The 25,383-nt window shown below is 41.9% G+C and carries 24 protein-coding genes; 14 read left to right on the plus strand and 10 right to left on the minus strand.

All coding sequences use genetic code 11. The features are described from left to right. Positions 1-193: 193 nt before the first annotated feature. The 4 genes from QWZ17_RS13685 to QWZ17_RS13700 are packed head-to-tail and all read left to right on the plus strand — an operon-like array spanning position 194 to position 4,946. Entirely contained in the window at positions 194-3,535 is a 3,342-nt protein-coding gene (locus QWZ17_RS13685) for a DUF4175 family protein (RefSeq protein WP_290305801.1), read from the plus strand. 1 nt (position 3,536) lies between these two features. After that, positions 3,537-3,959, plus strand: coding sequence for an ATP-binding protein (locus tag QWZ17_RS13690; RefSeq protein WP_290305802.1), 423 nt, complete (start codon positions 3,537-3,539; stop codon positions 3,957-3,959). After that, the gene (ybeY, locus tag QWZ17_RS13695) at positions 3,959-4,390 is read left to right on the plus strand and encodes an rRNA maturation RNase YbeY (protein ID WP_290305803.1); all 432 of its coding nucleotides are present in this window, start codon (positions 3,959-3,961) and stop codon (positions 4,388-4,390) included. Before QWZ17_RS13690 ends, ybeY begins: the two co-directional genes overlap by 1 nt. Before the next feature lie 43 nt (positions 4,391-4,433). After that, the gene (locus QWZ17_RS13700) at positions 4,434-4,946 is read left to right on the plus strand and encodes a glutathione peroxidase (RefSeq protein WP_290305805.1); all 513 of its coding nucleotides are present in this window, start codon (positions 4,434-4,436) and stop codon (positions 4,944-4,946) included. Between the two features lie 371 nt (positions 4,947-5,317). Here QWZ17_RS13700 and QWZ17_RS13705 read toward each other — a convergent pair whose 3' ends face one another. Further along, the gene (locus tag QWZ17_RS13705) at positions 5,318-7,213 is read right to left on the minus strand and encodes an NACHT domain-containing protein (RefSeq protein ID WP_290305806.1); all 1,896 of its coding nucleotides are present in this window, start codon (positions 7,211-7,213) and stop codon (positions 5,318-5,320) included. 242 nt (positions 7,214-7,455) lie between these two features. Here QWZ17_RS13705 and QWZ17_RS13710 point away from each other — a divergent pair, with 242 nt between their 5' ends. The 6 genes from QWZ17_RS13710 to QWZ17_RS13735 all read left to right on the plus strand — a co-directional run bounded on the left by QWZ17_RS13710 (position 7,456) and on the right by QWZ17_RS13735 (position 13,620). Further along, the gene (locus QWZ17_RS13710; RefSeq protein WP_290305807.1) at positions 7,456-7,635 is read left to right on the plus strand and encodes a hypothetical protein; all 180 of its coding nucleotides are present in this window, start codon (positions 7,456-7,458) and stop codon (positions 7,633-7,635) included. Continuing rightward, on the plus strand, positions 7,623-8,006 hold the full coding sequence (locus tag QWZ17_RS13715) for a (deoxy)nucleoside triphosphate pyrophosphohydrolase (protein ID WP_290305808.1): 384 nt from the start codon (positions 7,623-7,625) through the stop codon (positions 8,004-8,006). Before QWZ17_RS13710 ends, QWZ17_RS13715 begins: the two co-directional genes overlap by 13 nt. A 1-nt stretch (position 8,007) precedes the next feature. After that, entirely contained in the window at positions 8,008-11,154 is a 3,147-nt protein-coding gene (locus QWZ17_RS13720) for a DEAD/DEAH box helicase (protein ID WP_290305809.1), read from the plus strand. A gap of 52 nt (positions 11,155-11,206) precedes the next feature. After that, positions 11,207-11,512 carry a hypothetical protein gene (locus QWZ17_RS13725; protein ID WP_290305810.1) on the plus strand — a complete coding sequence of 102 codons (306 nt, stop codon included), beginning with the start codon at positions 11,207-11,209 and terminating at the stop codon, positions 11,510-11,512. 59 nt (positions 11,513-11,571) lie between these two features. After that, positions 11,572-12,414: a DNA damage-inducible protein D gene (dinD, locus tag QWZ17_RS13730; RefSeq protein WP_290305811.1), complete on the plus strand. Its 843-nt coding sequence runs from the start codon at positions 11,572-11,574 to the stop codon at positions 12,412-12,414. 375 nt (positions 12,415-12,789) lie between these two features. Next, positions 12,790-13,620 carry an N-acetylmuramoyl-L-alanine amidase gene (locus QWZ17_RS13735; RefSeq protein WP_290305812.1) on the plus strand — a complete coding sequence of 277 codons (831 nt, stop codon included), beginning with the start codon at positions 12,790-12,792 and terminating at the stop codon, positions 13,618-13,620. A gap of 119 nt (positions 13,621-13,739) precedes the next feature. On the opposite strand, the gene QWZ17_RS13740 is transcribed toward QWZ17_RS13735, so the two are convergent. Then, on the minus strand, positions 13,740-15,398 hold the full coding sequence (locus tag QWZ17_RS13740) for a glutamine--tRNA ligase/YqeY domain fusion protein (RefSeq protein ID WP_290305813.1): 1,659 nt from the start codon (positions 15,396-15,398) through the stop codon (positions 13,740-13,742). Positions 15,399-15,597: 199 nt separating this feature from the next. Between QWZ17_RS13740 and QWZ17_RS13745 the strand changes: the two genes are divergently transcribed. The 4 genes from QWZ17_RS13745 (at position 15,598) to QWZ17_RS13760 (ending at position 18,267) form a co-directional block, all read left to right on the plus strand. After that, on the plus strand, positions 15,598-15,966 hold the full coding sequence (locus tag QWZ17_RS13745) for a TM2 domain-containing protein (protein ID WP_290305814.1): 369 nt from the start codon (positions 15,598-15,600) through the stop codon (positions 15,964-15,966). 21 nt (positions 15,967-15,987) lie between these two features. Next, the gene (locus QWZ17_RS13750) at positions 15,988-17,085 is read left to right on the plus strand and encodes a Nif3-like dinuclear metal center hexameric protein (protein WP_290305815.1); all 1,098 of its coding nucleotides are present in this window, start codon (positions 15,988-15,990) and stop codon (positions 17,083-17,085) included. Beyond that, the gene (locus QWZ17_RS13755; protein ID WP_290305816.1) at positions 17,085-17,828 is read left to right on the plus strand and encodes a zinc ribbon domain-containing protein; all 744 of its coding nucleotides are present in this window, start codon (positions 17,085-17,087) and stop codon (positions 17,826-17,828) included. The genes QWZ17_RS13750 and QWZ17_RS13755 overlap by 1 nt, the downstream gene beginning before the upstream one ends. Before the next feature lie 64 nt (positions 17,829-17,892). Further along, the gene (locus QWZ17_RS13760; protein ID WP_290305817.1) at positions 17,893-18,267 is read left to right on the plus strand and encodes a ribosomal maturation YjgA family protein; all 375 of its coding nucleotides are present in this window, start codon (positions 17,893-17,895) and stop codon (positions 18,265-18,267) included. On the opposite strand, the gene QWZ17_RS13765 is transcribed toward QWZ17_RS13760, so the two are convergent. The 8 genes from QWZ17_RS13765 to ftsH all read right to left on the minus strand — a co-directional run bounded on the left by QWZ17_RS13765 (position 18,264) and on the right by ftsH (position 25,352). Further along, a complete protein-coding gene (locus QWZ17_RS13765) occupies positions 18,264-18,470 on the minus strand; it encodes a hypothetical protein (protein WP_290305818.1) in 207 nt (68 codons plus the stop codon). The two genes, QWZ17_RS13760 and QWZ17_RS13765, sit on opposite strands and share 4 nt — an antisense overlap. A gap of 19 nt (positions 18,471-18,489) precedes the next feature. Next, complete coding sequence (locus tag QWZ17_RS13770) at positions 18,490-19,560, minus strand: PA0069 family radical SAM protein (protein WP_290305819.1); 1,071 nt, start codon at positions 19,558-19,560, stop codon at positions 18,490-18,492. A gap of 29 nt (positions 19,561-19,589) precedes the next feature. After that, positions 19,590-20,234, minus strand: a complete 645-nt coding sequence (locus tag QWZ17_RS13775; RefSeq protein ID WP_290305820.1) for a response regulator transcription factor — start codon at positions 20,232-20,234, stop codon at positions 19,590-19,592. Then, the gene (locus QWZ17_RS13780) at positions 20,200-21,030 is read right to left on the minus strand and encodes a sensor histidine kinase (RefSeq protein ID WP_290305821.1); all 831 of its coding nucleotides are present in this window, start codon (positions 21,028-21,030) and stop codon (positions 20,200-20,202) included. Before QWZ17_RS13780 ends, QWZ17_RS13775 begins: the two co-directional genes overlap by 35 nt. 67 nt (positions 21,031-21,097) lie before the next feature. After that, positions 21,098-21,781: a hypothetical protein gene (locus QWZ17_RS13785; RefSeq protein ID WP_290305822.1), complete on the minus strand. Its 684-nt coding sequence runs from the start codon at positions 21,779-21,781 to the stop codon at positions 21,098-21,100. An 85-nt stretch (positions 21,782-21,866) separates the two neighbouring features. Next, positions 21,867-22,244 carry a hypothetical protein gene (locus tag QWZ17_RS13790; protein WP_290305823.1) on the minus strand — a complete coding sequence of 126 codons (378 nt, stop codon included), beginning with the start codon at positions 22,242-22,244 and terminating at the stop codon, positions 21,867-21,869. A 302-nt stretch (positions 22,245-22,546) separates the two neighbouring features. After that, on the minus strand, positions 22,547-23,194 hold the full coding sequence (locus QWZ17_RS13795) for a LutC/YkgG family protein (RefSeq protein WP_290305824.1): 648 nt from the start codon (positions 23,192-23,194) through the stop codon (positions 22,547-22,549). A 58-nt stretch (positions 23,195-23,252) separates the two neighbouring features. Beyond that, positions 23,253-25,352 carry an ATP-dependent zinc metalloprotease FtsH gene (ftsH, locus tag QWZ17_RS13800; RefSeq protein ID WP_290305825.1) on the minus strand — a complete coding sequence of 700 codons (2,100 nt, stop codon included), beginning with the start codon at positions 25,350-25,352 and terminating at the stop codon, positions 23,253-23,255. Positions 25,353-25,383: the final 31 nt, after the last annotated feature.

Raw genomic sequence — 25,383 nt, forward strand, 5'->3', positions numbered from 1 at the left:
TTTAAATATAATTAAAAGCCCAATACCTCAAACTTTTTTTAACGATTTAGCATGTTCAATGGTGTTCAAATTTGTCCCAATATTGTTAAATATTACAGTTTTGGCTTTTAATACAAAAGCAAATTTTTATCTTACACACTATGTGTATAATTTACTGTCATTTATCGTTTATTTGATAGTTTAGCGCTTAGTTATGACACCTGCCGAAAATTATGATTTACTTATTGAGAAGATTAATATCTTCATAAAGAAGTATTACTTCAATAATTTTCTGCGCGGGCTTATCTTTTTGGGCGCGGGCCTGTTTACCGCTTATGTGGTAATTACGCTTAGCGAGTACTTTGGCAACTTCAACACCGTTTTCCGCACCATACTGTTTTACTTTTTTATCCTGCTTAATTTAGGGTTAATTTGCTGGCTGATACTGCCGCCGTTGCTTTCTTGGTTAAAATTGGGCAAATCCTTAACGCACGATGAAGCTGCTCAAATCATTGGCAGGCATTTTCAGGATGTAAACGATAAACTCCTCAATACCCTGCAATTAAAAAAGCTGGCCGCCCAGGATGAAACCCGCCGCGCCCTTATTGAAGCCAGCATCGATCAAAAGATTGAAACGCTGAAACCTGTAAGCTTTCCCTCGGCCATTAACATACAGGAGAACACCAGGTATTTAAAATACATTTTGGCACCGGTGGCGGTGATCATCGTTATCGCTTTCGCCGCGCCATCTATTTTAACCGAGAGTACCAAACGACTCATTCGCCATAACGAATACTTTGTGCCCGCCGCGCCGTTTAAATTCATGGTGCTTAACAAAAGTCTGTCGGTAGTGCAGGGAGAGGATTTAAAGCTGAGCCTGAAATTGGATGGCGATAAACTTCCCGCCGATGTATATATTGAAACTGCCAATAACACCTTCAAGTTGGATAAGGAAAGCATCAGCCGCTTTCATTACCAGTTTAGCAATTTGCAACAGGATACCCGCTTTAAGCTCATCGGCAACGGCTTTACATCGGCAGAATATACGGTGAAGGTTAACCAGAAACCGGCCCTGCTCCATTTTGATGTGGAGTTGAACTACCCGGCCTATCTCCATAAAAAAAATGAAACCCTTGTAAACGCCGGCGATTTGGTATTGCCTGCTGGTACCAACGTTACCTGGCAGCTGCATACCCAACACGCTACCGGTCTGCGCTTTTTTATGGATGATGTGCAGCATGATGCCAAAGCAGGCGGTACAGACCTGTTTGAACACAGCGAAAAGGTTTACAAAAACGCCATCTACAAGCTTAGTCCTGTTAACACCCAGGTAAGTCGCTCCGACTCGGCAACGTATCATATTAACGTAATTTTAGATGAAGCCCCCACCATCAGCGTGGAAGAAAAACCCGACTCGGTGAGTATGAAATCGCTTTATTTTACCGGGAAAATTCAGGACGATCATGGCTTTTCGGCGCTCGATTTTCATTACACCGTTCAGTCCGCAGGTAATAAGGCTGCGTCCAAAACGTTTGTTAAGCGGGTTGAAGCAGATATGAAACAAACACAGGCCGATTTCTTTTACTACTGGAATTTGAAGGAATTGGGCATTAACCCCGGCAGCCAGGTAAGCTATTATTTTGAGGTTGCAGATAATGATGGCGTTAATGGTCCTAAAAAAGCACGCAGTCCCGAACGTACCCTTAACGTGCCCGATACCAAAGAAGTGAACGAGCAATTGAACGCCGGTACACAGGCCATTAAGCAAAAAATGGAATCGGCTATTAAGCTGGCCGGGCAGGTGGAGCGCGAATCGCAGAAGCTTAACCAGATGCTGCTTGATAAAAACACGCTCAGTTTCGACGAAAAGAAACAGGTGGAAGACCTGCTGCAAAAACGCAAGGACCTGGAAGATTTGGTGAAAGAGATTAAAGACGATAACAAAAAAAACCAATACAACCGGCAGGAAAATCAGCAGCAAAACCAGGAGTTACTGGATAAGCAAAAGCAGATTGAGGATTTGTTTAACAACGTGCTCGATCAAAAAACTAAAGATCTGCTTCAAAACCTGCAACAGTTACTAAACGAACAGCAAAAAGATGCCACCCGCGATGAGCTATCCAAAATGCAGATGGATAATAAATCGCTTAAAAAGGAATTGGACAGGATGCTGGAGCTGTACAAAAAGCTGGAGTTTGATCAGAAGTTGAACCAGCAGGTAGATGAGTTAAACAAACTGGCAGAGCAGCAGCAAAAGCTTGCCGAAAAAACAAATCAAAAAGGCAGCGATCAGCAAAAACTACAGCAGGAGCAGCAGGGCATTAAAAAAGACTTTGAGGATGTAAAAAAAGGCTTACAGGATTTGCAAAAAACAAACGAGCAGGCCGAGCATAAGAGCGACTTCCAGAATCCCGAAAAGGAAACCCAAAGCATTGAGCGAAAAATGGATCAAAGCGCCGATGATTTGCAAAAGAACGATAAAAGCAAAGCTGGCAAAAGTCAGCAGCAGGCAGCCCAGGAAATGAAAGATCTGGCGAATAAAATGCAGCAGCAGGATGCTGAAGGCGAAAGCAAGGATAACGCCGTAGATGCCCAGCAACTGCGAGAATTGCTCAAAAACCTGGTAAACAGTTCCTTTAGCCAGGAAAAGCTGATGCAAACGTTAAAAAGTACCAGTCCGACTGATCCGCAGTATATCACCCTATCTCAAAGTCAAAAGGATATTAAGGATAATTTGAAAACGGCCGAGGATAGTTTATATGCCCTAAGCAGGCGCATACCGCAAATACAATCTACGGTAAACCAGGAGATCACGAGCATTAACAGCCATATTGACGATGCGTTGGATAACTTAGGCGATAGGCGCACGGCCGAAGCCAACCGCAATCAGCAATACGCCATGACCAGCATGAACAACCTGGCCCTGATGCTGAGCGAGGCTTTAGATCAGCTTCAAAAACAGATGAACAAAAGCAAAGGTGGCAAGGGTAAGCCGCAAAGCATGTCGCAACTGTCAAAAATGCAGGATCAGCTTAACAAAAACATGCAAAAGGCGCGCGAGCAAATGAAACAGCAAGGCAATATGCCCGGGCAGGGCGCACCAAAACCAGGGCAGGGGCAACCCGGTATGAGTGAGCAACTTGCACGCATGGCGCGCCAGCAGCAATTGATAAGGCAACAATTACAACAAATAAACCGTGAACAAAATAAGGATGGAAAGCCCGGAATTGGTAATTTAGACAAAATTTCGCAAGAAATGGAACAAACCGAGCGCGATCTCGTAAACAAGACGATTACAGACGAAGCGCTTAAACGACAACAACAAATTCAGAGCCGGTTACTGGAAGCAGAGAAAGCACAACAAGAGCGGGAACAAGACCAGCAGCGCGAAAGCAATGCCGGTAAAAACATCCCCCCGGGCTATATAAAAGCCCTGCAGGGATACCAGCAGCAACGTGCAAAACAAACCGAAGAGATAAAAACCGTATCTCCGGCACTTAATTTGTATTATAAGCAAAAAATTAAATCATACTTTGATCAACTTAATGCCAAATAATATGGAACAGGCAAATGTTCAAACCGGCGAATTATTCACGCTGCAGCTACCCTCTACCCCAGAGAGCATAACTCAGCTTGAGGCGCTGATAGAAGAGATTGCTGATAAATACCATGTGGCCGAAGATACTTTTGCCAACATGATGACCTGCTTAAATGAGGCCGCTATAAATGCCATTATACATGGCAACAAATCCGATATATCTAAAAAGGTGATCATCAATGCCGATGTGGACCTTAAGCGTATTATATGGACCGTTACCGATGAAGGCGAAGGCTTTGATTACGACCACCTGGCCGACCCAACCGCCCCCGAAAATCTGGAAAACTTAACAGGACGCGGTGTATTCATTATTAAACACCTTGCCGATCAGTGCATATTTAACACCAAAGGCAACGAAATAGAGTTACATTTTAAAATCTGATGCCCGCAATTCAATTTTTTGAAGAAGACATAAGCTATAAGCTAAAAAATAAAACCCTTGTGCGCCAGTGGATCAAAGATACCATCATCGCCGAGGGTTTTAAGTTGAAAGAACTTACCTACGTTTTTTGTTCAGACGCGTACCTGCTGCCCATGAACCAGCAATATCTTAACCACGATACCCTTACCGATATCATCACCTTTGATAACAGCGACGAAGAAGACCAAATTGTGGGCGATATATTTATATCTATCGACCGCATCCGCGAAAACGCCGCCAAGTTTGGCGTAACCGAAACGCAGGAGCTGCACCGCGTAATTATCCACGGCGCGCTGCACCTGTTGGGCTACACAGATAAAACTGTTGTTACAAAACAAAAAATGACACAAAAAGAAGACGAGTACTTAGCCCGTCGAAATTTTATTAGTTAGTTTTACGTAAATTTTTATCCAAAACTATCAATTATTACCAACCATGAAATTACTTACGTTAATATTAGCCTTCTTCCTGGTATCGGCACCAGCGTCGGTTTATGAATTTAAACTAAAAACTATCGACGGCGAAAACTTTTCCCTGGCCAAATACAAAGGCAAAAAAGTGCTTATTGTAAACACAGCTTCAAAATGCGGCTTCACCAAACAGTATAAAGATTTAGAAGCCCTTGCCGAAAAATACAAAGGCAAGCTGGTAGTAGTAGGTTTCCCGGCCAATAACTTTGGCGGCCAGGAGCCAGGCACCAACCAGGATATCAAAACCTTTTGTCACGATAACTTTAACGTAACTTTCCCTATGAGCGGTAAAGTAAGCGTGTTAGGTTTAGATATTGACCCATTGTTCCAGTACCTCACCACCGCCCCAAACCCCGAGTTTACCGGCGACATCAAATGGAACTTCGAAAAATTCCTGGTCGACGAAAACGGCAAACTAATCCACCGTTTCCGCTCACAAACCACCCCACTATCAGAAGATATTACCAAGTACCTGTAAGGTATAACGGTTACATAAAAAAGCCTCGGTTTACCGGGGCTTTTTCTTTAACCCGCCGTCATGCCGAACTTGTTTCGGCACCCCACTTGCTAAGTTTACTTCATGCGCGAAACCTGTTTCATGGGGTCCTGAAACAAGGATGACTTCCCTATGAATACAAAAAGCAATTAAGGTAGTAAAAGCAGACGCTTCGTGCGATTCCTTCCTAGGGAAGGGCAGGATAGATTTGAGGGGTTACGGACTATGTTTCACGTAAGTTCTGTGTAATGGTCAGTATCTAGGCTGACCTGTGATCGCCTGATGTGAAATTAAGTAAATCATAAGTCACCACCAGATAGATCGCGCATGACTTGCGCTTAGGATGAAATATATTATTGCAAATCTATAAGTGAATTTGTCATTTGGCTTTCGATGTGGATTTCATCTTTAAGATCTTTTAATTTTTGATTTAAGCTATCAAAAATAGCGGCCATTTCTTCATAGGCTTTGCCGAGTTTTAGTATAGTATCTTTTAGGTTCTCGAAATGATTGTTTACATTAAAATCAAAAGTAATTTCACCGTCTTCATTTGTCTCAGAAATTTTTTCAAAATCCTCAATGTTGTCGAGGATAAATTCATTAATAGAATTTAGTAAATCGTTATCCCGCTGTTTATAGTGTAGCCTGGATGGTAATAAATCGAAAAGGTTCCCAATTTTCAAGTATCTAAAAATTGCGATGTATGGAGAAAAGCTTAATAAATATACGTCACCTCCTGCAAATTTAATGTTGTCATCGTTGTCGAATTCTATAGAGTCCGCCAATCCCGAAAATGAATAATATTTTCTAAGTTGATTTACAGGGTCTTCGTCAAAAACTTTTCTTTTGAAATTTTCAAGGATAGGTAAAATGAAAAATTTAAGAAAACTTATCCTATCTACCTCGCTGCATAAATTCCAAAGATTTTCATAACCACCAATTGAGCTTCTAATTAATAGAAGAAATTTTTCTTTGTAAATTTTCTCTTTGTTTTCATCCGTTTGTTGTTTTACTAACATTGCGCAAAAATATTCTTGGATGGATTTATGAGGAAACTTGTATTCTATTCCGTCAATAACAATAATTGGAATGGCTAATGTTAGGTCATCGACAAGGTCATTTATATTGAAGTCATATTTTAGGGCCTTTTTTATTTCAGCTAACTTTGTATTTAGATAACTTGCGTCGAAGTTTAGTTCCCCGTCAAGTAGTGATTTAAAAGAAAACCACCTAAGTATTTGTTCAAAATCGTCATTTTGCAATTTTGTTTTTCGTTCATGCTGGTAGCCGCCCTGTTTTGTAAAACTGTCATGTTTAGTTGCTAACGTATCAAATACATTCCAATAAAATTTACTCTTTTTGGTCGGAAGTTCGGGATATGTATTAAATGTTAATATAAACATTGATAGTAATAGCGGACTTCTTAGAAAGTCAGAATATTCCTTATCAAAAGATTGGTTGATAACATTTTTTATTTTTGTTGCGAGATCTTTATCAACATTGTCTTTAAGAACTTTGTCGATAAACAAAAAAACCTCGTCATTCGACAGTTGTTGTACATAATAATTGCTGAACCTTGGAAGTGATTCAATTCCGCTTCCTGGCCGAGATGAAATTAAGAACAGATTTTTTGAATACCTGTCTATAAATTTATCAATGTCTTCCGTTATTTTGTTTTTTCGTTCTGAAAATATCTCATCATAGCCATCTAATAAAATAAAAAATTGGCCGCTTTCTAATAGCCGTTCAAGTATTCTTTTGTCTGGAGATAGTTTATTATTAAAAATATGTTCATAGATGTATTCAGTAAAGGACTTATCATAATGATTTAGGTTTCTTAATTCGATAAGAATGGGAATCCTAAATGTTTCATTAATTGTTGCCAAAAAGAAATGTTTCATTAACATGGTTTTTCCGCAACCTGCCGTTCCAATAATCGTTACATACTGTGAATTGAAAAATAAATCGTCATATGAGACAGTTTCTTTTCCGGCATGCCCTAGTTTGAGTGAGACGGGAAAAAATACATCATAAAAAGAAATAGTTTCGTCTCGGTATAAAAAGGTTTTGGTGTTGGCGAATTTTTTTTCGAGGCTGTCTATATAATCAGGTAAACCATTATCCCAAAAATATTCTATTTCGTTTTTTATATCAGAGCACAATGATAAGATTGGGTCCTTAAATGTACTCAATAAAGTTAACACGGATGGGCTTATCGGCATGTAATTTTGATGACTGTTGTTATCCAAATATAGCTTTATTTAAATATTTAATATATTAATAAAAAGAGTGCTGTTAACGGCTTTAGGTGCCCTTTTTTTCCTATTGATTCACAACATACGGCAATTGCAATTAGTAGAACGTTTGCATTAAATAGGGTAAAATACAAAAATGTTGCGTCTCGCATTTAAATCGGCTTTGCAATTGTTTGTTAACGGATGCGGTAATTACACATTGAATTGTCTATAATCGCGTATCAACAATCAATAGTATGAATCTGCAAATTGTAAAAGATGCACTATACTATGCTTTAACTTTAATGAACGACGAGGTGGAAAGCGTGGAACTACCAGAGTTAAGGGACGAGTATTGCTGGGTGATTGAAAAGATTGAAGAGGCTTTGAAGGAAATGAATGATAGAGAGATAAACAGTACGATATGCTCCAAGTAACCTGCGCCCTCATCATCAACAATCAAAACCAAGTGCTCGCCGCCCAACGCAGCGAAACCATGAGCCTGCCTTTAAAATGGGAGTTCCCCGGCGGTAAAATTGAGCCCAACGAAACCGCAGAGGATTGTCTGATCAGAGAAATCAAAGAGGAACTAAATATTGATGTTGAAATTATAAAGGCTCTACCGACGAACATCCATACTTACCCCAAGATTACCATAGAACTGATTCCTTTTATTTGTAGGCATATGAATGGCGAAATAATATTGAAAGAACACGCCCAAATTAGGTGGCTGAATAAGGATGAATTGTTAGCTTTGGATTGGGCAGATGCAGATGTGCCTATTTTACACCATTACTTAAGCCTTTAAAATGCCGGTACTTGAATTAGGTCTGTACGAGCAATTGATTAATAAGCTTATTGCAAATAAGTTAGATCTGCTGAGTAGCGACTCTTTCTTTATCAAAAGCACCCAACTGGATAAAGAAGAAGCCTCGAGATATCTGAGTCTGTATTTGGCCGAAACTATCAAGTTTGCGTTGAACGAGATTAAAGATGATAACAAAACGCTTAAGCAAATCGAGTTATCCAATAAAATCATTCAGCTTTTAATTAGCGAACTCCCGGCCGTTAGCCTTACTGACAATTTAATTGATAACGAAGGCAAGATTTTGGATGCGGTATTTTCTAAATTGGATTCGCCTTTTGCTGATTTTACCAACAGGGTTAAAGAAATTACCCCTTACACCCGCTTAAGCCAATGTGAATTATTTACCGGGAATAACCGGGGGCTATCTTTAGAGAGTGAGATCAAAAAAGAAATTTTATCGTCGGATGAAATTTGCTGGTTGGTGTCGTTTATTAAATATTCGGGCATCCGCATCTTTAAAGAAGAGTTGGAGGAGTTTACCAATAGCGGAAAAAAACTAAAGATCATCACCACCTCATACATGGGTGCTACCGATGTAAAGGCGATAGAATTTCTGTCGAGTTTAAAAAACACCGAGATAAAAGTTTCCTATAACTCGGAGCATGAAAGATTGCATGCTAAAGCTTATTTGTTTATCAGGAATACAGGCTTTACTACAGGGTACATCGGTTCGTCGAATATTTCAAGATCAGCCTTAACCAATGGTTTGGAGTGGAATTTAAAAGTAACCTCCAAAGAGATTAACCACATTATTGACAAGTTTAAAAAGACTTTTGAAACCTATTGGGTTGATAAGGATTTTGAACATTATGAGTTTGGCAAAAGTAAGCAAAAACTAAGCGAGGCCTTAAAGCAACAAAAATCATACGATAAGCAAAGCATTACCAGCTTTTTCGATTTAAAGCCTTTTCCGTATCAGGAAGAAATTTTAGAGAAACTACAATCGGAAAGAAAAGTACATGAGCGGTTCAAAAATCTTGTAGTGGCGGCAACAGGAACCGGCAAAACCGTAATCTCGTCATTTGACTACCGCGATTTCAAAAACAATAATCCCAGGGCCCGCCTATTGTTTGTTGCGCATCGCAAAGAGATTTTGGAGCAGGCTCAACAAACGTTTCAGCATGTGTTAAAAAACGCCAACTTTGGAGAATTATGGGTTGACGGACAAGAGCCAGATAATTATGAATATGTATTTGCCTCCGTTCAAACGCTGGCCAATCAAATCAGCAAATTGGCATTATCGCCCGATTTTTATGATTTCATTATCATTGATGAGGTGCACCACATCGCTGCATCAAGTTACAGACCAATTTTAGCACGATTTGCACCGCAGGTTTTATTGGGTTTAACGGCAACACCTGAGCGTGGCGACGGCGAAGATATTTTGAAAGATTTTTGCGGGGTAATAGCTGCAGAAATTAGATTGCCTGAAGCTTTGAATAGAAAGTTACTTTCGCCATTTCAATATTTTGCATTATCGGATAGTGTTGATTTATCCAAACTATCATGGAAAAACGGCAGGTACGAAATAAACGAATTGACTAAGCTTTACACCGAAGGCGACAGGCGTGTAAATGACATTTTAACCAATTGCGATAAATACCTTACCGATGTGCATGATGTGCGGGCATTGGGTTTTTGTGTAAGTATGGAGCATGCCCGGTACATGGCCGAAAAATTTGTTTTGGCAGGTTTAAAAGCCGATTATTTAACCAGCGACAATTCTCACAACCGGGCTGAATTAAGGGAGCGTCTTAGAAATAAGGAAATCAATTACCTGTTTGTAAGAGACATTTTTAACGAAGGCGTTGACATTCCCGAAATAGATACCGTGTTGTTTTTACGACCAACCGAAAGCTTAACAATACTTTTGCAACAACTGGGTAGGGGACTGCGCCTTGCCGAAAATAAGGACTGCCTAACCGTGTTAGATTTTGTAGGCAACGCCCGACCCGAATACGACTTTGAGCATAAGTTTAGGGCCTTGGTGGGTAAAACGCAAACATCTATTATCAAAGAGATTGAAGATGAGTTTCCGCATCTGCCGCTGGGATGCTCTATTGTTTTAGAAAAGAAAGCGAAAGAAGTAATCCTGAAAAATATTAGGGATGCAATTGGATTTAACAGGAGGCAACTCATTGTTAAAATTCAAAACTTTAAACATCAAACCACACTACCACTAACCCTGCACAACTTTATCGATTTTCAACACATAGAACCGCAACTGATTTATAAAAAAGATAGTTGGAGAAGGCTTTGCGCAGAGGCGGGCGCTATTGATGATTTTGCCGAACCTAATGAGCAGGAAATAGCCGGTTGTATCAAACGCTTGTTGCGCTGTAACTCTATCTGTTATTTGAAGTTTTTAAAAGGCCTGATTGAAAGCGGGTTTGAGAGCAATAGCTTCCACCAGGAACAAGAGTTAATGTTGTTGATGTTCCATTATGATTTATGGCAAAAGGCTGGTCCGCAATTGGGTTTTAGTAGCCTAAAAGACAGTGTTGCGCAATTCGCCAAAAATCCGGTAATGGTTTCTGAATTATTGGAAGTGGTCAATTACCTGATTTCAAAAGTCGATTTTATTGAAAAGACAATCGACCTTGATTTCCCGATGCCGTTAAAAGTTCATAGCAGGTACAATCGAAGCGAGATTTTAGTAGCAACAGGCTTGCATCAATTTGATAAAGCATCATCTAACAGAGAAGGCGTTGCAGCTAACAAAGTCCTGAACATGGAATCGCTTTTTGTAACACTTAAAAAATCTGAAAAAGAATATTCGCCATCAACGTTATATGATGATTATGCCATTAGTGAATCCTTGTTTCATTGGCAGTCGCAAAATGCCACCACTCCCGAATCGACCAAAGGGTTATCATACATTAATCACAACAAACAAGATAAAAAGATACTACTATTTGTACGTGAGCAAAACGACGATGAGTTTGGCTTTACCATGCCTTACGTATTTTTAGGTGAGGCTAATTATATCAAATCCACGGGGTCAAAACCAATGAATATTGAATGGCGTTTGCACGAACCAATGCCGGCCTATATTTGGAAGGAGAGCGGGAAATTGGCAGTAGGCTAAATGTTCACTTATCTCCGATTGCCCATCCCAAACCATCACCCTAAATTGCCGCATGGCAAACATTAAGTTCAACTACCAGTACCGTGATGGCGGCAATTATAAAAAATGTGGTTCGATGGTATTGGCAAACCCAACCGGTTTGGGTCTTGCCGAGCTAAGCTCGTTAATCCGATCCAAACTAATAGACCAAACCTGGTTTTACGCCGCTGATGCCGGTATCCCTGATTTAATCCCCAACACCTTCAACCCCGAAACCGACTCCACCTGGCACGAGTTTGAAAGTATTGAATTTACTGCCGCCCCGGTGAGTATGAAAATAGATGTGTTGGGTTTTGTGGAACTGTTGGGAATTATATGAATTGTCCACAGGAATGCCACGATAGTTGGTAATTACCTATATTGCTTTTTTAATAAACGATGAAGAAGGAAATAATATTAGAACTATTTGAAAAGTTTGAAGGGGCGTGTTATAGTTATAAAGATGTAGAATATTGGAGCGCTCGGGATTTGCAACACATATTAGGTTATTTGAGGTGGGAAAACTTTTTTAACGTTGTCAATAAAGCTAAAAAATCTTGTGAAGCCGCCGGTTCAAATATCGAAGATCATTTTCGTGATGCTACGAAAATGATAACCATTGCAAAAGGCGGCCAACGAGAAGTAGATGACATTGCTTTAACCCGCTACGCCAGTTACCTCATCGCTCAAAATGGCGATCCCGCAAAACAAGCGATCGCTTTTGCTCAAACTTACTTTGCTGTGCAAACCCGCAAACAGGAAATTATTGAACAACGGTTAATAGACGTTGAACGTGTTACAGCCCGCGAAAAATTAACAAAGTCTGAAAAGAAATTATCGGGAATATTATATGAGCGTGGCGTTGACAGTGCCGGGTTTGCTGTTATCCGATCAAAAGGCGATCAGGCCTTATTTGGAGGATTCAGCACAAACGACATGAAAAAGAAGTTGGGCGTGCCCACAACCAAACCTTTAGCTGATTTTCTTCCAACATTAACGATTAAGGCCAAAGATTTTGCCAACGAACTTACCAGTCATAACGTTATTGAAAAGGATTTGAATAACAATGCGCAAATATCAAAGGAGCATGTTGATAACAATAAAGCAGTGAGGGATATTTTACTGCAAAGAGGCGTAAAGCCAGAATCGCTACCTGCCGCCGAAGATGTTAAAAAGTTAGAGCGCAGGTTAGAAAGCGATGAAAAGAAGGTTTCTAAAACAAGTGGGAAACCAAAGAAGTAGGGGCAATAGGGTCTTTTATTCCTCGTCTTGTTTCGCCAAACTGTTGCGGTTTTGTTGCGGTTTTCAAAATATGGCAATTGTTAATCTGTTGATTACTAATGTAATATTGTTTTTTGTTGTTTTCTCCTGTTGCGAACGCAACACTTTATAAAAGATTTTAAGAAGCGGCGCGATCGGTGCTAAAGATTGGTTTAACGGATGTCTTGGTGTTCCGTCTACTTGTCGCTTGTAAAAACCCCTCCCTGCCGTTGCGCTCATTTCCGGCGCGGCCCTCCCGAGGGAGGAAATGGGAAAACACCCCCTCCAAACAAATTGGTCGACACATTTTGGGCTTCGGTGCGTTATTTGCTTACTTTAGCTTTAAGTACCGTGCTTATGAAAAATATCATCTACATTATATTACTGTTTGCTGTTGCTGCTGGTTTGGGGGCGTGTTCGCCAAAGGTGCTGCCTTATGCGGCTACCAACAAAGTGTACAGCCATCAAACAGATTCGGTATTGGAGGTGCTTGGTCGCGAGCAGCCTGCGGTGCTGGTTGATAGCCTGGGTGCGCCCATACCAAGCGAGTTTATAGGTACGGTTAACTTTAATGCCCGCAAGCCCAACTATGTAATTATTCACTACACCGCGCAGGATTCGCTGGCGCAAACCATTAAAACTTTTACCCTGGTTAAGCCACAGGTGAGCGCCCATTATGTAGTGGGCAAGGATGGCAAAGTGGTGCACATGCTTAACGATTACCTGCGCGCCTGGCAGGCCGGTATTAGCAAATGGGGCAGCATTACGGATATGAACAGCTGTTCGATAGGTATTGAAATAGATAACAACGGCCACGAGCCTTTTACCGATGTGCAGATTAAGAGTGTACTGGCCCTGCTAACCCAGCTTAAAAAGGCTTATAACATCCCTACGGCCAACTTTATAGGTCACCAGGATATTGCCCCCGCCCGCAAGCCCGATCCCGGCCCGCTGTTCCCCTGGAAACTGCTTGCCGCCAAAGGCTTCGGCTACTGGCCCGACGAACTGCTGGAGCTTCCGCCCGATAACTTCGACTATGCCACCGCCCTGCGCCTGATAGGCTACGATACCAGCAACCTGCCCGCCGCCATAACCGCCTTTAAACGCCACTTTGTACAAATTGAAGATAGCCCCGTAATGGGTCAGCTGGATTTGAATGTGCTGTATAATGTGTATAGGAAGTATTAGGTTAAAGGGTAAAGGCGAAAGGTAAAAGGAGCTGCGTTTTGGGTAAAGAAAAGGCGAAAAGTATAACTACCTTTCGCCTTTTGCCTTTCAGCTTTCGCCTTTAACCTTTCAGCTTTCACCTACTTCTTCACCCACCCATCTTTCAACGTAACTGTTCTGTTAAAGATCAGTTTTTCGGTGGTTGAGTATTTATCTAAGGTAAAGTATCCTTTGCGCATGAACTGTATGGCGGTGCCGGGTGTGGCGTTGGCCAGGTCTGGTTCGATGTAGGCGGTTGGGATAATATGCAGGCTGTTTGGGTTGATGTAGTCTTTAAAGTCGCCCTCTTCGCTTTGTGGGTTCTCTACCTGGAACAGGCGGTCGTACAGCCTTACTTCGGCAGTTTTGGCATGTGGTACGCTCACCCAGTGAATGGTGCCCTTTACGTTGATGCCGCTGGTGTCATTGCCCGATTTTGATTCGGGCAGGTAAGTACAATGAATTTCGGTTACGTTGCCATCGGCATCTTTCACAAAGCTATCGCATTTGATGATATAAGCGCTCTTCAGCCTCACCATCAACCCTACACCCAGGCGGAAGAATTTCTTGGGCGGTACTTCCATAAAGTCCTCCCGCTCAATCCATAGTTCACGGCTAAACGGAAACTCGCGGCTGCCGTCGCCATCTTCGGCTTCGGGGTTATTTTCGCCGGTAAATATTTCGGTTTCACCTTCGGGGTAATTGGTAATGATACATTTAATAGGGTCAAGCACAGCCATACGGCGCCAAGCGGTTTTGTTTAAATCCTCGCGGATACAAAACTCCAGCAGACCAACATCTATCATATTCTCGCGCTTAGCTACGCCAATGCGTTCGCAAAACTCGCGGATACTGGCAGGGGTGTACCCCCGGCGGCGTAGGCCGCTAATGGTAGGCATGCGTGGGTCATCCCAGCCATCCACATGGCCTTCAACCACCAGTTGCAGCAGCTTGCGCTTGCTCATAACGGTATAGTTGAGGTTAAGGCGGGCAAACTCGTATTGTTTTGACGGGAAGATGCTAAGGCGCTCGATAAACCAATCATACAATGCACGGTGGGGTATAAACTCCAGCGTACAAACCGAGTGGGTGATGTTTTCGATAGCGTCTGATTGCCCGTGGGCAAAATCATACATAGGGTATATGCACCAGGCATCGCCGGTACGGTGGTGATGGGCGTGCTTAATGCGGTACATCAATGGGTCGCGCAGGTGCATGTTGGGTGCGGCAAGGTCAACCTTGGCACGCAGCACTTTAGCGCCATCGGGGTATTTACCGGCTTTCATATCGGCAAATAATTGCAGGTTTTCTTCTACCGAGCGGCTGCGGTACTGGTTGGGTACGCCGGGTTCGGTAGGGGTGCCTTTTTGGTGGGCAATTTCTTCGGCCGTGCTATCGTCAACATAAGCCAGATCGGCTTTGATCAGCGCTACCGCGAAATCATAAAGCTGATCGAAATAGTCTGACGCGTAAAGCTCTTCGGCCCAGTTGAAGCCCAGCCATTTTACGTCTTCTTTAATGCTATCTACGTATTCAACATCCTCTTTAACAGGGTTGGTATCATCAAAACGGAGGTTGGTTTTGCCATTATATTTTTGGGCCAAACCAAAGTTTAAACAAATGGATTTAGCATGACCAATGTGCAGGTAACCATTAGGCTCGGGCGGAAAACGGGTTAATACCCGGCCATTGTGCTTGCCGGCAGCTATATCTTCTTCAACAATTTCTTCAATAAAGTTCAGTGATCTTTCTTCGCTCATAGGGCAAAAATAATAAAAAAAAGCCCCCTAACCCCCTGAAGGGGGAACTTTTGATTTGCGTGCGATGTGTTCATGCATCAATGTTCAACAAGCCCCTCAAAAGTCTCCCCTTCAGGGGGAACTTTTGAGGGGCTTCTATTGTTTTTATGGGAAAAATATTAAATTTGAAAAAACGCATAAATCTTAACCGCACGCCTATATGAACATGTACCCAGATCCATATATGAATTTTCAGGATATGACAGCCGAGGAGATGGCCTTTTTACAGCAAGCCACCGCCGCGCTGGATGAAGGCCAGAAAAAGTATTTCTATATGGTTTACAGCAGCAAACGCAAAAACTCGCAGGAGATATTGATTTTTACACTGCTTGGTTTTGTAGGCTTTGCCGGTATTCACCGTTTTGTTTTGGGACAGATAGGCATGGGCTTGGTTTACTTTTTCACCATTGGCTTTTGCTGGATAGGTACAATTATCGATCTGGTAAACAATAAATCGTTAACCCTGGAGTATAATAAAAACATGGCTTATGAAAGCCATAGGATGGCTGCTATGAGTAAGCAATCATAAGCCATATACATATATTTGTTCATGAAATTATCCGCCCTAACCGCCTACCTCGAAAGCCTTGCGCCGCTGGTTTACCAGGAAGATTATGATAACGCCGGCCTGATTGTAGGTAATCCCGATCAGGAGATTAGCCAAGCCCTGTTATCATTAGATTGTACCGAGGCCGTGGTAGACGAGGCTATTGCTACCGGTTGCCAGGTGATCATATCGCACCACCCTATCGTTTTCCGCGGACTGAAAAAGTTTAACGGCAAAACTTATGTGGAGCGTGTGGTGGAGAAAGCCATCCGTAAGGGGATAGCATTGTATGCCATTCATACCAATTTAGATAATGTGATGCAGGGTGTAAATACCCGCATTTGCGACACGCTTGGCCTCAAAAACTGCCGGATATTAGTCCCCAAGCATAACCTCCTTAAAAAGCTCATCACCTTTGTGCCCCATAGCCATGCCGATGAAGTGCGTAATGCTTTATTTGCCGCAGGTGCAGGTAACATAGGTAATTACAGCGAAGTAAGTTTTAATGCCGAGGGAGTAGGTACGTTTAAAGGCAATGAGTTTACCGATCCGCATGTGGGTACGCCAGGCAAACTGCACCGCGAAAATGAGATCTGCATTCAAACCATTTATCCGGCTAATTTAGAGAGTAAGATTATCATGGCGCTGATCTTAGCTCACCCTTACGAGGAGGTGGCTTATGACTTGGTGCCGCTAACCAACCAGCACCAACAAGTAGGTGCTGGGATGATTGGCGAGTTGGAGGTGCCAACCAACCAGGAGTCATTCCTGTTTCATGTAAAGGATAAGATGCGCACTCATGTAATAAGGCATACCGCATTTACCCATAAACCGGTTAAAAAAGTGGCTGTTTGTGGCGGTGCAGGAGGCTTTTTACTGAAGCATGCCATAGCCGCCGGGGCCGATGTTTTTATCACTGCCGATTACAAGTATCACGAGTTTTTTGATGCCGAAGGAAAAATACTTATTGCCGATATTGGACACTTTGAGAGTGAACAATTTACGGTGCAATTATTGTATGAAATAATACGAAAAAAATTTCCTATCTTTGCCGTCCGTTTAACAGAAGTAAATACAAACCCCGTCAAATATTTTATTTAATGGAACAAACCGTAGAACAAAAGCTTAAAGCTTTATACGAACTACAAACCATCCACACCAAAATTGACAGAATCCGCCAGGTACGCGGCGAGCTGCCAATGGAAGTTGCTGATTTGGAAGATGATGTTGCTGGTCTTGAAACCCGCATTCAGAAAATCAAATATGAGCTTGACGATGTAGAGGATGAGATTGTAACCCGCAAAAACCTGATCAAAGATGCTCAGGCTAATATCAAAAAATACGAAAATCAGCTTAACGAGGTTAAGAATAACCGCGAGTACGATGCTATATCAAAAGAAATTGAGATACAAGGCTTAGATATTCAGGTAAGCGAAAAAAAAATAAGGGAGTACGGTTTTGAGATTACTAACAAAACCCAGGTTTACGAAAAAGCCCTTGCCGATTTAGAATCTCGTAAAAGCGACCTTAACGCTAAAAAAGAAGAATTAGGCACCATTACCGCCGAAACTGAAAAAGAAGAAGCTGAATTAAATGCCCAGGCAGAAAAAGCTATCCCTAACATTGAAGAGCGTTTATTAACCGCTTACACCCGTTTACGTCAAAATGCTAAAAACGGCTTAGCGGTAGTAACCATCCAGCGCGATTCATGCTCTGGTTGCTTTAACCAGATCCCGCCTCAGCGCCAGTCGGATATCCGTCAGCGTAAAAAAATCATCGTTTGCGAGCATTGCGGTCGTATCCTGGTTGACGAGCAAATGGCTTTAGAAGCAGAAACCGTATAAGCAATTACTTATCAAATAATATAAAAGGCATCTTACGGATGCCTTTTTTTATGAGCTAAAATTTATGCAAAGATCAAGGTTAACCTTTTTTATACTCACCATAGCCACTATTATCATCGGCCTGCTTTCCCGCCATTTTAAAGGCATCCCGTTGTTTATTGGCGATATATTGTGGGCTACCATGGTTTACTTTATTGCGCGCTTCGTGCTTATCAGTAAACCGTTGAAACCAGTGGTTGTAGCCAGTTTATTATTTTGCTTCGCGATAGAGTTTAGCCAGCTTTATAAAGCGCCCTGGATAAACGATTTGAGGCACACCCTATTTGGTAGATTAGTTTTGGGCGAAGGTTTTTTGTGGAGCGATTTGTTGTGTTATGTGGTAGGAGTGGGGATTGGTGTTGTGGTTGAGGGATTTATTAATAAGCGAAACTCATTTTAAAGCGATTGGTTTCTTTCCCACTCACCTCTTAAGTAGGTTTGCATAATTGTTGGGTCCTCTTTTGCCTTGAATATACCATTGTACTTTTTGGCATTGAACCCTGTGCCTGCATTTTTTGTGAAGAGTTGTTTTTCAACGGCTTTGATCTCTTTGTGTGTCGCTCCCTGTTTCAAATTACAATCATGGGTTTCCTTTAATATCAAAATTAAATATAGCTGATTTTTAAAACAAACTCGTTTGCTTCCCTTTCTTCGGCACAAATAAACTATAGTCATATTCGGGCATCTCCCTATCGCCAAGGAAGCGTTTACAGGCCATTTTAAACATCTGGTGGATAGATTCTGCCACTTTGCCTTCACCGCTCATACGGCGGCCGTAATTGCTATCGTTGAGGTTGCCGTCGTGGCATGATTTAATGAGGTTCAGCACTTTTTCTGCACGATCGGGGAAGGCTTTGTAAATCCAGTCGGTAAAGATATCGGCAATGCTGCCATTCAGGCGTACCATAGTAAAGCCGGCAGCTAATGCGCCCCGGTCGGCGGCTGCTTTGATAATATTGGGGACTTCGTTACTATTCAAGCCCGGTATAATAGGCGCGGCCATCACTCTTACAGGGATACCCTTTTCTGACAGTTTTTGTACCACAGATAATCTACCAGTGGCGGTTACCGTACGTGGCTCTAACTTTTGGCGTAGCTGTTCATTTAAGGAAGTGATAGATACATTAACATGCACCAGGTTCATGGCGGCCAGTTCACTGAGGATATCCAGATCGCGCAGGATTACATTGTTTTTGGTGATGATGCTTACCGGGTTTTTATACTGCAAAAATACTTCGAGCAGGCGCCGGGTAATCTGTAAGCGCCGCTCTACCGGCTGATAACAGTCGGTATTACCCGATAGCATAATGCAAACCGGTTTGTAGGTCTTTTTATTAAAATACTGCTCTAATAGCTCGGGAGCGTTGGGTTTTATGATGATCTTTCGCTCAAAATCAAGTCCGGCGCTAAAGCCATAATATTCATGACTGTTACGGGCATAGCAATAAATACAACCATGCTCGCAACCCTGGTAGGGATTGATAGAGTACATATGGCTCAGATCCGGACTGTGCGATTCGCTTACTATCTTTTTTGGGGTTTCTTCAAATAGCTGGGTAGCACTGTTTTCAAGCAAAGGTTCGTCGATGCCCTCCATATGTTCGGCTACATATTTGTTTTTCAGAAACTTGTTGTGGGTATTAAGCTGTGCTCCGCGCCCCTTAAAAAAGTCGGGATTGTCCTCATTTGCCATAAAGCAAATTTGCTAATATATTTAGCAAATTACAACTCTATCAGCTTGTTTTTTATGCTGTATAAAACAAGGCCCACGCGGCTTTTTATCTGCAGTTTTTCAAACAATTGATCGCGATAGCTATCAACGGTGCGTACGCTGATGCACATGGTATCGGCTATTTCCTTGTAGGTAAGTTCGGTGCTGGTGAGGCGCAAAAACTCAATTTCGCGTGGGTTTAGTTTTACCTGCGCGGCTTTATCGCTGTTGAAGTTATGAAGCAGGTGCCGGGTAACAAAATCGGGGTAATATAAATCACCCTCAACTACCTTAATCAGTGCTTTTTCAAATTCATGCGGTTCGGCATCTTTTAACAGGTAGCCCTTTACACCGGCTTTAACCATGGATAATACCTTCTCGGCATCCTCAAACATCGATAAAATAATAACCCTGATGGATGGATGAAACTTGCGGAGCCACTGCGCTGTGGATATGCCATCCATTACCGGCATATTGATATCGAGTAATATAATATCAGGGATATGGCCGGCTGTGATATTATCTATCAGCTCTTTGCCATGCGCGGCTTCAAATAGAATATTGTAGTTGCCAAAGCTTTCTATCAGCGCGGCCATACCGCTTCTGAAAAGTCGATGATCATCAACCAGGGCTATTTGAATGGGTTCCGTTAGCATAAATTTCTTGTACCAGGGGGTTAAGCGATAGCTTTATAGTGCAGCCTTGTTTTGGCGAGCTGCTTATAACGGCCTCTGCACCAATCAATGTCGCCCTATTTGTCATGTTCCGTAAGCCCGATCCACTCTTGTCTGTAAGCAATTCGGGCTGGAAACCAACACCATCATCTTGGATGGTTAAATTAAACATTTGTGTATTATAATACAAACCAATTTTTATGTTGGCGGCATCGGCATATTTTAATACGTTATTTAAGGCCTCCTGGAATATCCTGAACAGTACCAGCTCGCGTTGTTCGCCCAGGCTGTAAGGCTCACCATCAACCAAAAGGTCCATATTGATGAGGCCGCTTTTGTTTATCCTGATGGCCTCCATTTCTAAAGTTTTAACCAGACCCAGGGCGCTGATGTGTTCAAAACTCAGGCTTTTGGATAGGTTACGTAAATCGGTAATGGTTTGTGCTACCAGTTCGCGGCTATCGTTTAGCTTCGTTTTTTCGGGCTCCAGTATCTTGTTGCCCAGCAAGCCGAGGTTTAGTTTTACAAATGATAATACCTGGGTAATATTATCATGCATTTCCCTGCTTACATAATTCAGCGTTTCTTCCTGTATTTCTATCCGTGTTTTCAGGAGTTCCTGTTCAAAAGCCGCCTGCAATTCTACTTTTTCTAAGCGATTCTTATTTTGTTTTTTTTGGAATAACAACAAAAAACCTACCATGAAAAAACCAAGCAACAGCAACAAGGCTGTGCCGGCCACTATGATTAGGATAACTTGTTCGTCTTTGTTAAACATGGAGGGCACGTAAATAAAAGTAAATTAAGCAATAGATTTACAATTACCGAAACGGTAATTGTAACAATTAAAAATGTTTATTGTCTTTGCCAGCCAATATCTTGTCATCTTTTTTCTTGAAAAAACTTAAAAGAGCAAGTCCAATCAATACATTAAATATGATGTTTACCGTGCCGGGGATGATGCGGGCGATTATAAGAAATGCATGATTATGCTTATAAGCCATATAACTGAAACAAGCATAAAAAAACGTGGTCCCCAACAGGTATAGCGATAAGCCGGTGGTAAATAAAAAATCAGGATTGTACATCAGTTTTTGATCTTCCGCTGCCTCATCAAGCAACAAGTAATAATATGCAAATGCCAGAACCAGCAAAAAGATGCCCTGTACAACCGTGGCGATAGTGGCTAACTTAAAGAAACCTTGTATAAACGCGATATCGATAAAGGTGAAGATCAAAACTAAGCCCTCAACTATAAATATTTTCCGTTTGTGGGGCTTCAGCTCTGGAAAGGATGCAAGCAGGTGGGTAAATAGCACCAACTCAACTACTCCCTCCATATTGTTGCACCACGAGTTGGTATGATGCCATATCAACAATTTAGAAGCTGTGGCCAGCTCGTAAAAAAAAGCAAATAATTGATACCAGGTAAGCCATTTGTAAAGATTAGGCAGTTTTTTGTAAGTAATTAACCCACATACAAAGGTCAGGAGATAAGAAATTATCGCTACCGTATTTATATTTAACATCCAATATTCTTAATGATGATTATAATGCAAAAGTAATTATCCTAAGCATTTATAAAACACCATTAAGAACAGGAATATTTACTAATTACTCGCAAGGCGGGCAGGTAGGACAATCGGGTGGGCAATTAGTCATTTTATTTACCGGATTTAATCCCCCCTCGTTTTCCTGCGGTTCGTAGCCGTTTAAAACATCGTTGTCGCTGCCGTTGTCATCTACTGTTCCGGCCAATATAATAGCTGTTTGGTTGGGGTAGGTGGTTTCGGTTTCATCATAAGCGCCAAGGTAAACCCGTACCCCGGTTGCTGTCTCTGGCAGGCTATTGATGTAGTCTTTTAAATCTTCAATAGGTATCCATGACGACAGCGTGTCATTTATGCTGTACGTTGAATCAATAAGACTTTTACGTGTAGACTCGTAACGCGCGGTCATTTGTTTTGCAATTGCTAAATCAATAATTTCCATACTTAATCAGGGTTTGTTTGTCGCCAATTTAACATTCTTATAAAGAATAATGCAACCCGTGTTTTAACTGATTTTCCACACCGCTAAATCACCCATAACGAGTGTTTTAATTGTGTTTTTAACACAAAGTACCCCTGCAATGTTAAATAGGTATTATCAATTATTACAACAAAAACGCTTTACAAGGATGATATAAGGGGGGCGGACAAAAAAATCAATGATGACAGCAAATGAACAGCTTTGTAAAGCTACCGGCTTGATAAGTTAGTTTAGAGGAGATAACTCATCGTATAGTAGAAGCTTTATATCACGGAATCGTCCAACAAAAACACAAACAACTCTTTGGGGCCGTGTGCGCCAAGTACCAGGGTTTTCTCAATATCAGCAGTACGGCTTGGTCCCGTTACGTTGCTGATCATGGATGGCAGGCGGTTGCCGTATTTATTTTTTAGCAATTTAAAGCCATCTTTTAACTCCATCACCATTTGAGAGGTATAGGCAAGCACAATATGAACCGGGGGGTATATACTTAAGCGCCGGCCGGCCATATTACCGTTGGAGAGCAGGATACTGCCGTTGCGCGCTATTAAAGCTTCGCAAAAGGTAAAGCCAACCTCGGCTTGTTCAAAATCCTTGTCGGTTTCATAAAAAGGGTATTCAAAACGGTTAAGGATATCCTGCAAGCCAGGTTCCCAGCAGTATATTTTACGCCAGTTGCGTTCTTCGGCAAGGGTAAGCAGGGTTTCTAAAAATTGGATCTCGTCTTCGCAAAAAATAAACTGACCGTTAACGGCGGTAAATTGCTCGGCAAAAACAACCTCGGGTATCTCTTCATCACTGGCATAAAGCGGCAAATCTTCCAGCTGCGGATAAGGGTTATCCCTTTTTTCCAGCAAGGCCTTACGGATTTTTTTTAGCAGCTTTTCTTTTGATGTAGTGATATCCCTCATAGTGTAAAAAGGAAAGCCACCAGCTTTGGCTGATGGCTTTGTATAATGTTATTAATTATTAAAGCTTTGGCGCTTCGCCATCAATTGACGATAATTCGGGATTGATGATACTATCAGGGATAGCGTTATTATCCGGAATTAAAGTTGGCTCGCCGTTTACAAACTTATCATAAGCGGTGCGGTGCTCAAATGGCCTTTTACCTAAAATCTCTTCTAAATCGGCCTGGAACAATACTTCTTTTTCCAATAGCTTTTTGGCTACGTTTTCCAAACCTTCGCGATGCTTAATTAACAGCGTTTTGGTATTGGCATAAACTTCCTCAACCAGGCTACGTACTTCAGAGTCAATCAGCTCGGCTGTTGAATCTGAGTAAGGTTTGCTGAATTGATTTTCGCCTTGAGGATCATAAAACGACAGGTTACCAACCTTGGCATTCATGCCATATATTTTAACCATGCCATAAGCTAAACGGGTAATACGTTCCAAATCGCTCAGCGCGCCTGTTGTGATTTTACCAAAAGTAATATCCTCCGCAACACGACCGCCCATTGATAATATCATATCGTCCATCAGCTCTTCTTTAGAAACCAGGAAGCGCTCATTTGGCAAATATTGCGCATAACCCAAGGCTGCAACACCACGAGGCACTATAGATACCTTAACTAAAGGATCGGTATGTTCCAGGAACCAGCCAGCGATGGCGTGACCTGCTTCGTGATAAGCAACAACGCGTTTTTCTTCTGGCGAGATCAAAGTATTCTTTTTCTCTAAACCACCGATAACACGGTCAATAGCATCCTGAAAATCCTGCATGTCAACCGCCTCTTTGTTTTTGCGGGCAGCAATTAAAGCGGCTTCGTTACAAACGTTGGCAATTTCGGCACCGGCAAAACCTGGTGTTTGTGCCGACAGTTTTTTAGCGTCAACATCATCAGATAATTTAATAGGCTTTAGGTGAACTTTAAAGATCTGCTCACGGCCATTCAAATCGGGTTTATCGATAGATACCTGCCTGTCAAAACGTCCCGGACGTAATAAGGCAGAATCCAATACATCCGGGCGGTTGGTAGCTGCCAGGATGATGATACCAGAATCGGTACCGAAACCATCCATCTCCACCAGTAACTGGTTTAACGTGTTTTCGCGTTCATCATTACCGCCTACGATATTGTTTTTACCACGGGCACGACCGATAGCGTCAATCTCATCAATAAAGATGATACAAGGGGCTTTGTCTTTTGCCTGGCGGAACAAATCACGTACACGTGACGCGCCCACACCAACAAACATCTCCACAAAATCAGACCCTGATAGTGAGAAGAAAGGCACATGCGCTTCGCCTGCAACAGCTTTAGCTAACAATGTTTTACCTGTACCTGGTGAGCCTACCAGCAATGCTCCTTTGGGAATTTTACCACCCAAATTGGTGTATTTTTTAGGGTTTTTAAGGAAATCTACAATTTCCATAACCTCCTGCTTGGCTTCTTCTAAACCGGCAACGTCATTAAACGTTACGGTTACCTGTGCTTCTTTATCAAATAAGGTAGCTTTTGACTTGCCAATGTTAAAGATCTGACCACCCGGACCACCGCCCGAACCGCCACTCATGCGGCGCATAATGAAAATCCATACCGCGGCAAAAAGGATCACCATAATTACACCCTGTACCAGCCAGTTTGATAAAAAGCTTTCGCGGGCTTCCCGTAATTCAAGTGATATATCGCCAATGGCCGGGTCAGCTGCTTCTGCAAACGCGATAGATTTTTTCAGGCTATCGTAAGAGTCGTCTGTAAATGTAAACTGTGGGCCGTTACCGCTTGGAAACACGTGCTGATCTTTATTCAGATCGGCATATTCGGGCTTGGTATTAAGGCTTTGTTTTTTGATGTAAACTTCAGCAACAATCAAATCGTTACTTTTATATGCTATGATCTTTTCAACATCGTGCTGTTTAAGCATTTTTGTTTCAAACTCCTGGTAGGTTACACGTTTGCCGCTATCGCCGCTCAATAAGGTTGATGCAAGCAGGAATGCCAAAACTATGATGCCATAAATCCACATAATGTTAAACTTAGGTGGTTTTGGCGGTGTTTTTTTATTAAGGATTTTCCTTATAGGTTTCGGACTTTCTGATTTATTATCTTTATTATCTTTCATTTCTGTTGTTACGTGCTCAAACTTACAATCT

The sequence above is a fragment of the Mucilaginibacter flavus genome (assembly GCF_030409315.1).
GTDB lineage: Bacteria > Bacteroidota > Bacteroidia > Sphingobacteriales > Sphingobacteriaceae > Mucilaginibacter > Mucilaginibacter flavus.

Excerpts from the sequence above, each read along its gene's own strand:
- QWZ17_RS13710 (WP_290305807.1), top strand. The coding sequence starts at position 7,456 with ATGAATCTGCAAATTGTAAAAGATGCACTATACTATGCTTTAACTTTA.
- QWZ17_RS13775 (WP_290305820.1), bottom strand. The coding sequence starts at position 20,234 with ATGCTAACGGAACCCATTCAAATAGCCCTGGTTGATGATCATCGACTT.
- QWZ17_RS13750 (WP_290305815.1), top strand. The coding sequence starts at position 15,988 with ATGAAATTATCCGCCCTAACCGCCTACCTCGAAAGCCTTGCGCCGCTG.
- QWZ17_RS13735 (WP_290305812.1), top strand. The coding sequence starts at position 12,790 with ATGAAAAATATCATCTACATTATATTACTGTTTGCTGTTGCTGCTGGT.
- QWZ17_RS13740 (WP_290305813.1), bottom strand. The coding sequence starts at position 15,398 with ATGAGCGAAGAAAGATCACTGAACTTTATTGAAGAAATTGTTGAAGAA.
- QWZ17_RS13755 (WP_290305816.1), top strand. The coding sequence starts at position 17,085 with ATGGAACAAACCGTAGAACAAAAGCTTAAAGCTTTATACGAACTACAA.
- QWZ17_RS13720 (WP_290305809.1), top strand. The coding sequence starts at position 8,008 with ATGCCGGTACTTGAATTAGGTCTGTACGAGCAATTGATTAATAAGCTT.
- QWZ17_RS13725 (WP_290305810.1), top strand. The coding sequence starts at position 11,207 with ATGGCAAACATTAAGTTCAACTACCAGTACCGTGATGGCGGCAATTAT.
- QWZ17_RS13715 (WP_290305808.1), top strand. The coding sequence starts at position 7,623 with ATGCTCCAAGTAACCTGCGCCCTCATCATCAACAATCAAAACCAAGTG.
- QWZ17_RS13760 (WP_290305817.1), top strand. The coding sequence starts at position 17,893 with ATGCAAAGATCAAGGTTAACCTTTTTTATACTCACCATAGCCACTATT.
- QWZ17_RS13770 (WP_290305819.1), bottom strand. The coding sequence starts at position 19,560 with ATGGCAAATGAGGACAATCCCGACTTTTTTAAGGGGCGCGGAGCACAG.
- QWZ17_RS13700 (WP_290305805.1), top strand. The coding sequence starts at position 4,434 with ATGAAATTACTTACGTTAATATTAGCCTTCTTCCTGGTATCGGCACCA.
- QWZ17_RS13795 (WP_290305824.1), bottom strand. The coding sequence starts at position 23,194 with ATGAGGGATATCACTACATCAAAAGAAAAGCTGCTAAAAAAAATCCGT.
- ybeY (WP_290305803.1), top strand. The coding sequence starts at position 3,959 with ATGCCCGCAATTCAATTTTTTGAAGAAGACATAAGCTATAAGCTAAAA.
- QWZ17_RS13685 (WP_290305801.1), top strand. The coding sequence starts at position 194 with ATGACACCTGCCGAAAATTATGATTTACTTATTGAGAAGATTAATATC.
- QWZ17_RS13790 (WP_290305823.1), bottom strand. The coding sequence starts at position 22,244 with ATGGAAATTATTGATTTAGCAATTGCAAAACAAATGACCGCGCGTTAC.
- QWZ17_RS13690 (WP_290305802.1), top strand. The coding sequence starts at position 3,537 with ATGGAACAGGCAAATGTTCAAACCGGCGAATTATTCACGCTGCAGCTA.
- QWZ17_RS13780 (WP_290305821.1), bottom strand. The coding sequence starts at position 21,030 with ATGTTTAACAAAGACGAACAAGTTATCCTAATCATAGTGGCCGGCACA.
- QWZ17_RS13785 (WP_290305822.1), bottom strand. The coding sequence starts at position 21,781 with ATGTTAAATATAAATACGGTAGCGATAATTTCTTATCTCCTGACCTTT.
- ftsH (WP_290305825.1), bottom strand. The coding sequence starts at position 25,352 with ATGAAAGATAATAAAGATAATAAATCAGAAAGTCCGAAACCTATAAGG.
- QWZ17_RS13745 (WP_290305814.1), top strand. The coding sequence starts at position 15,598 with ATGAACATGTACCCAGATCCATATATGAATTTTCAGGATATGACAGCC.
- dinD (WP_290305811.1), top strand. The coding sequence starts at position 11,572 with ATGAAGAAGGAAATAATATTAGAACTATTTGAAAAGTTTGAAGGGGCG.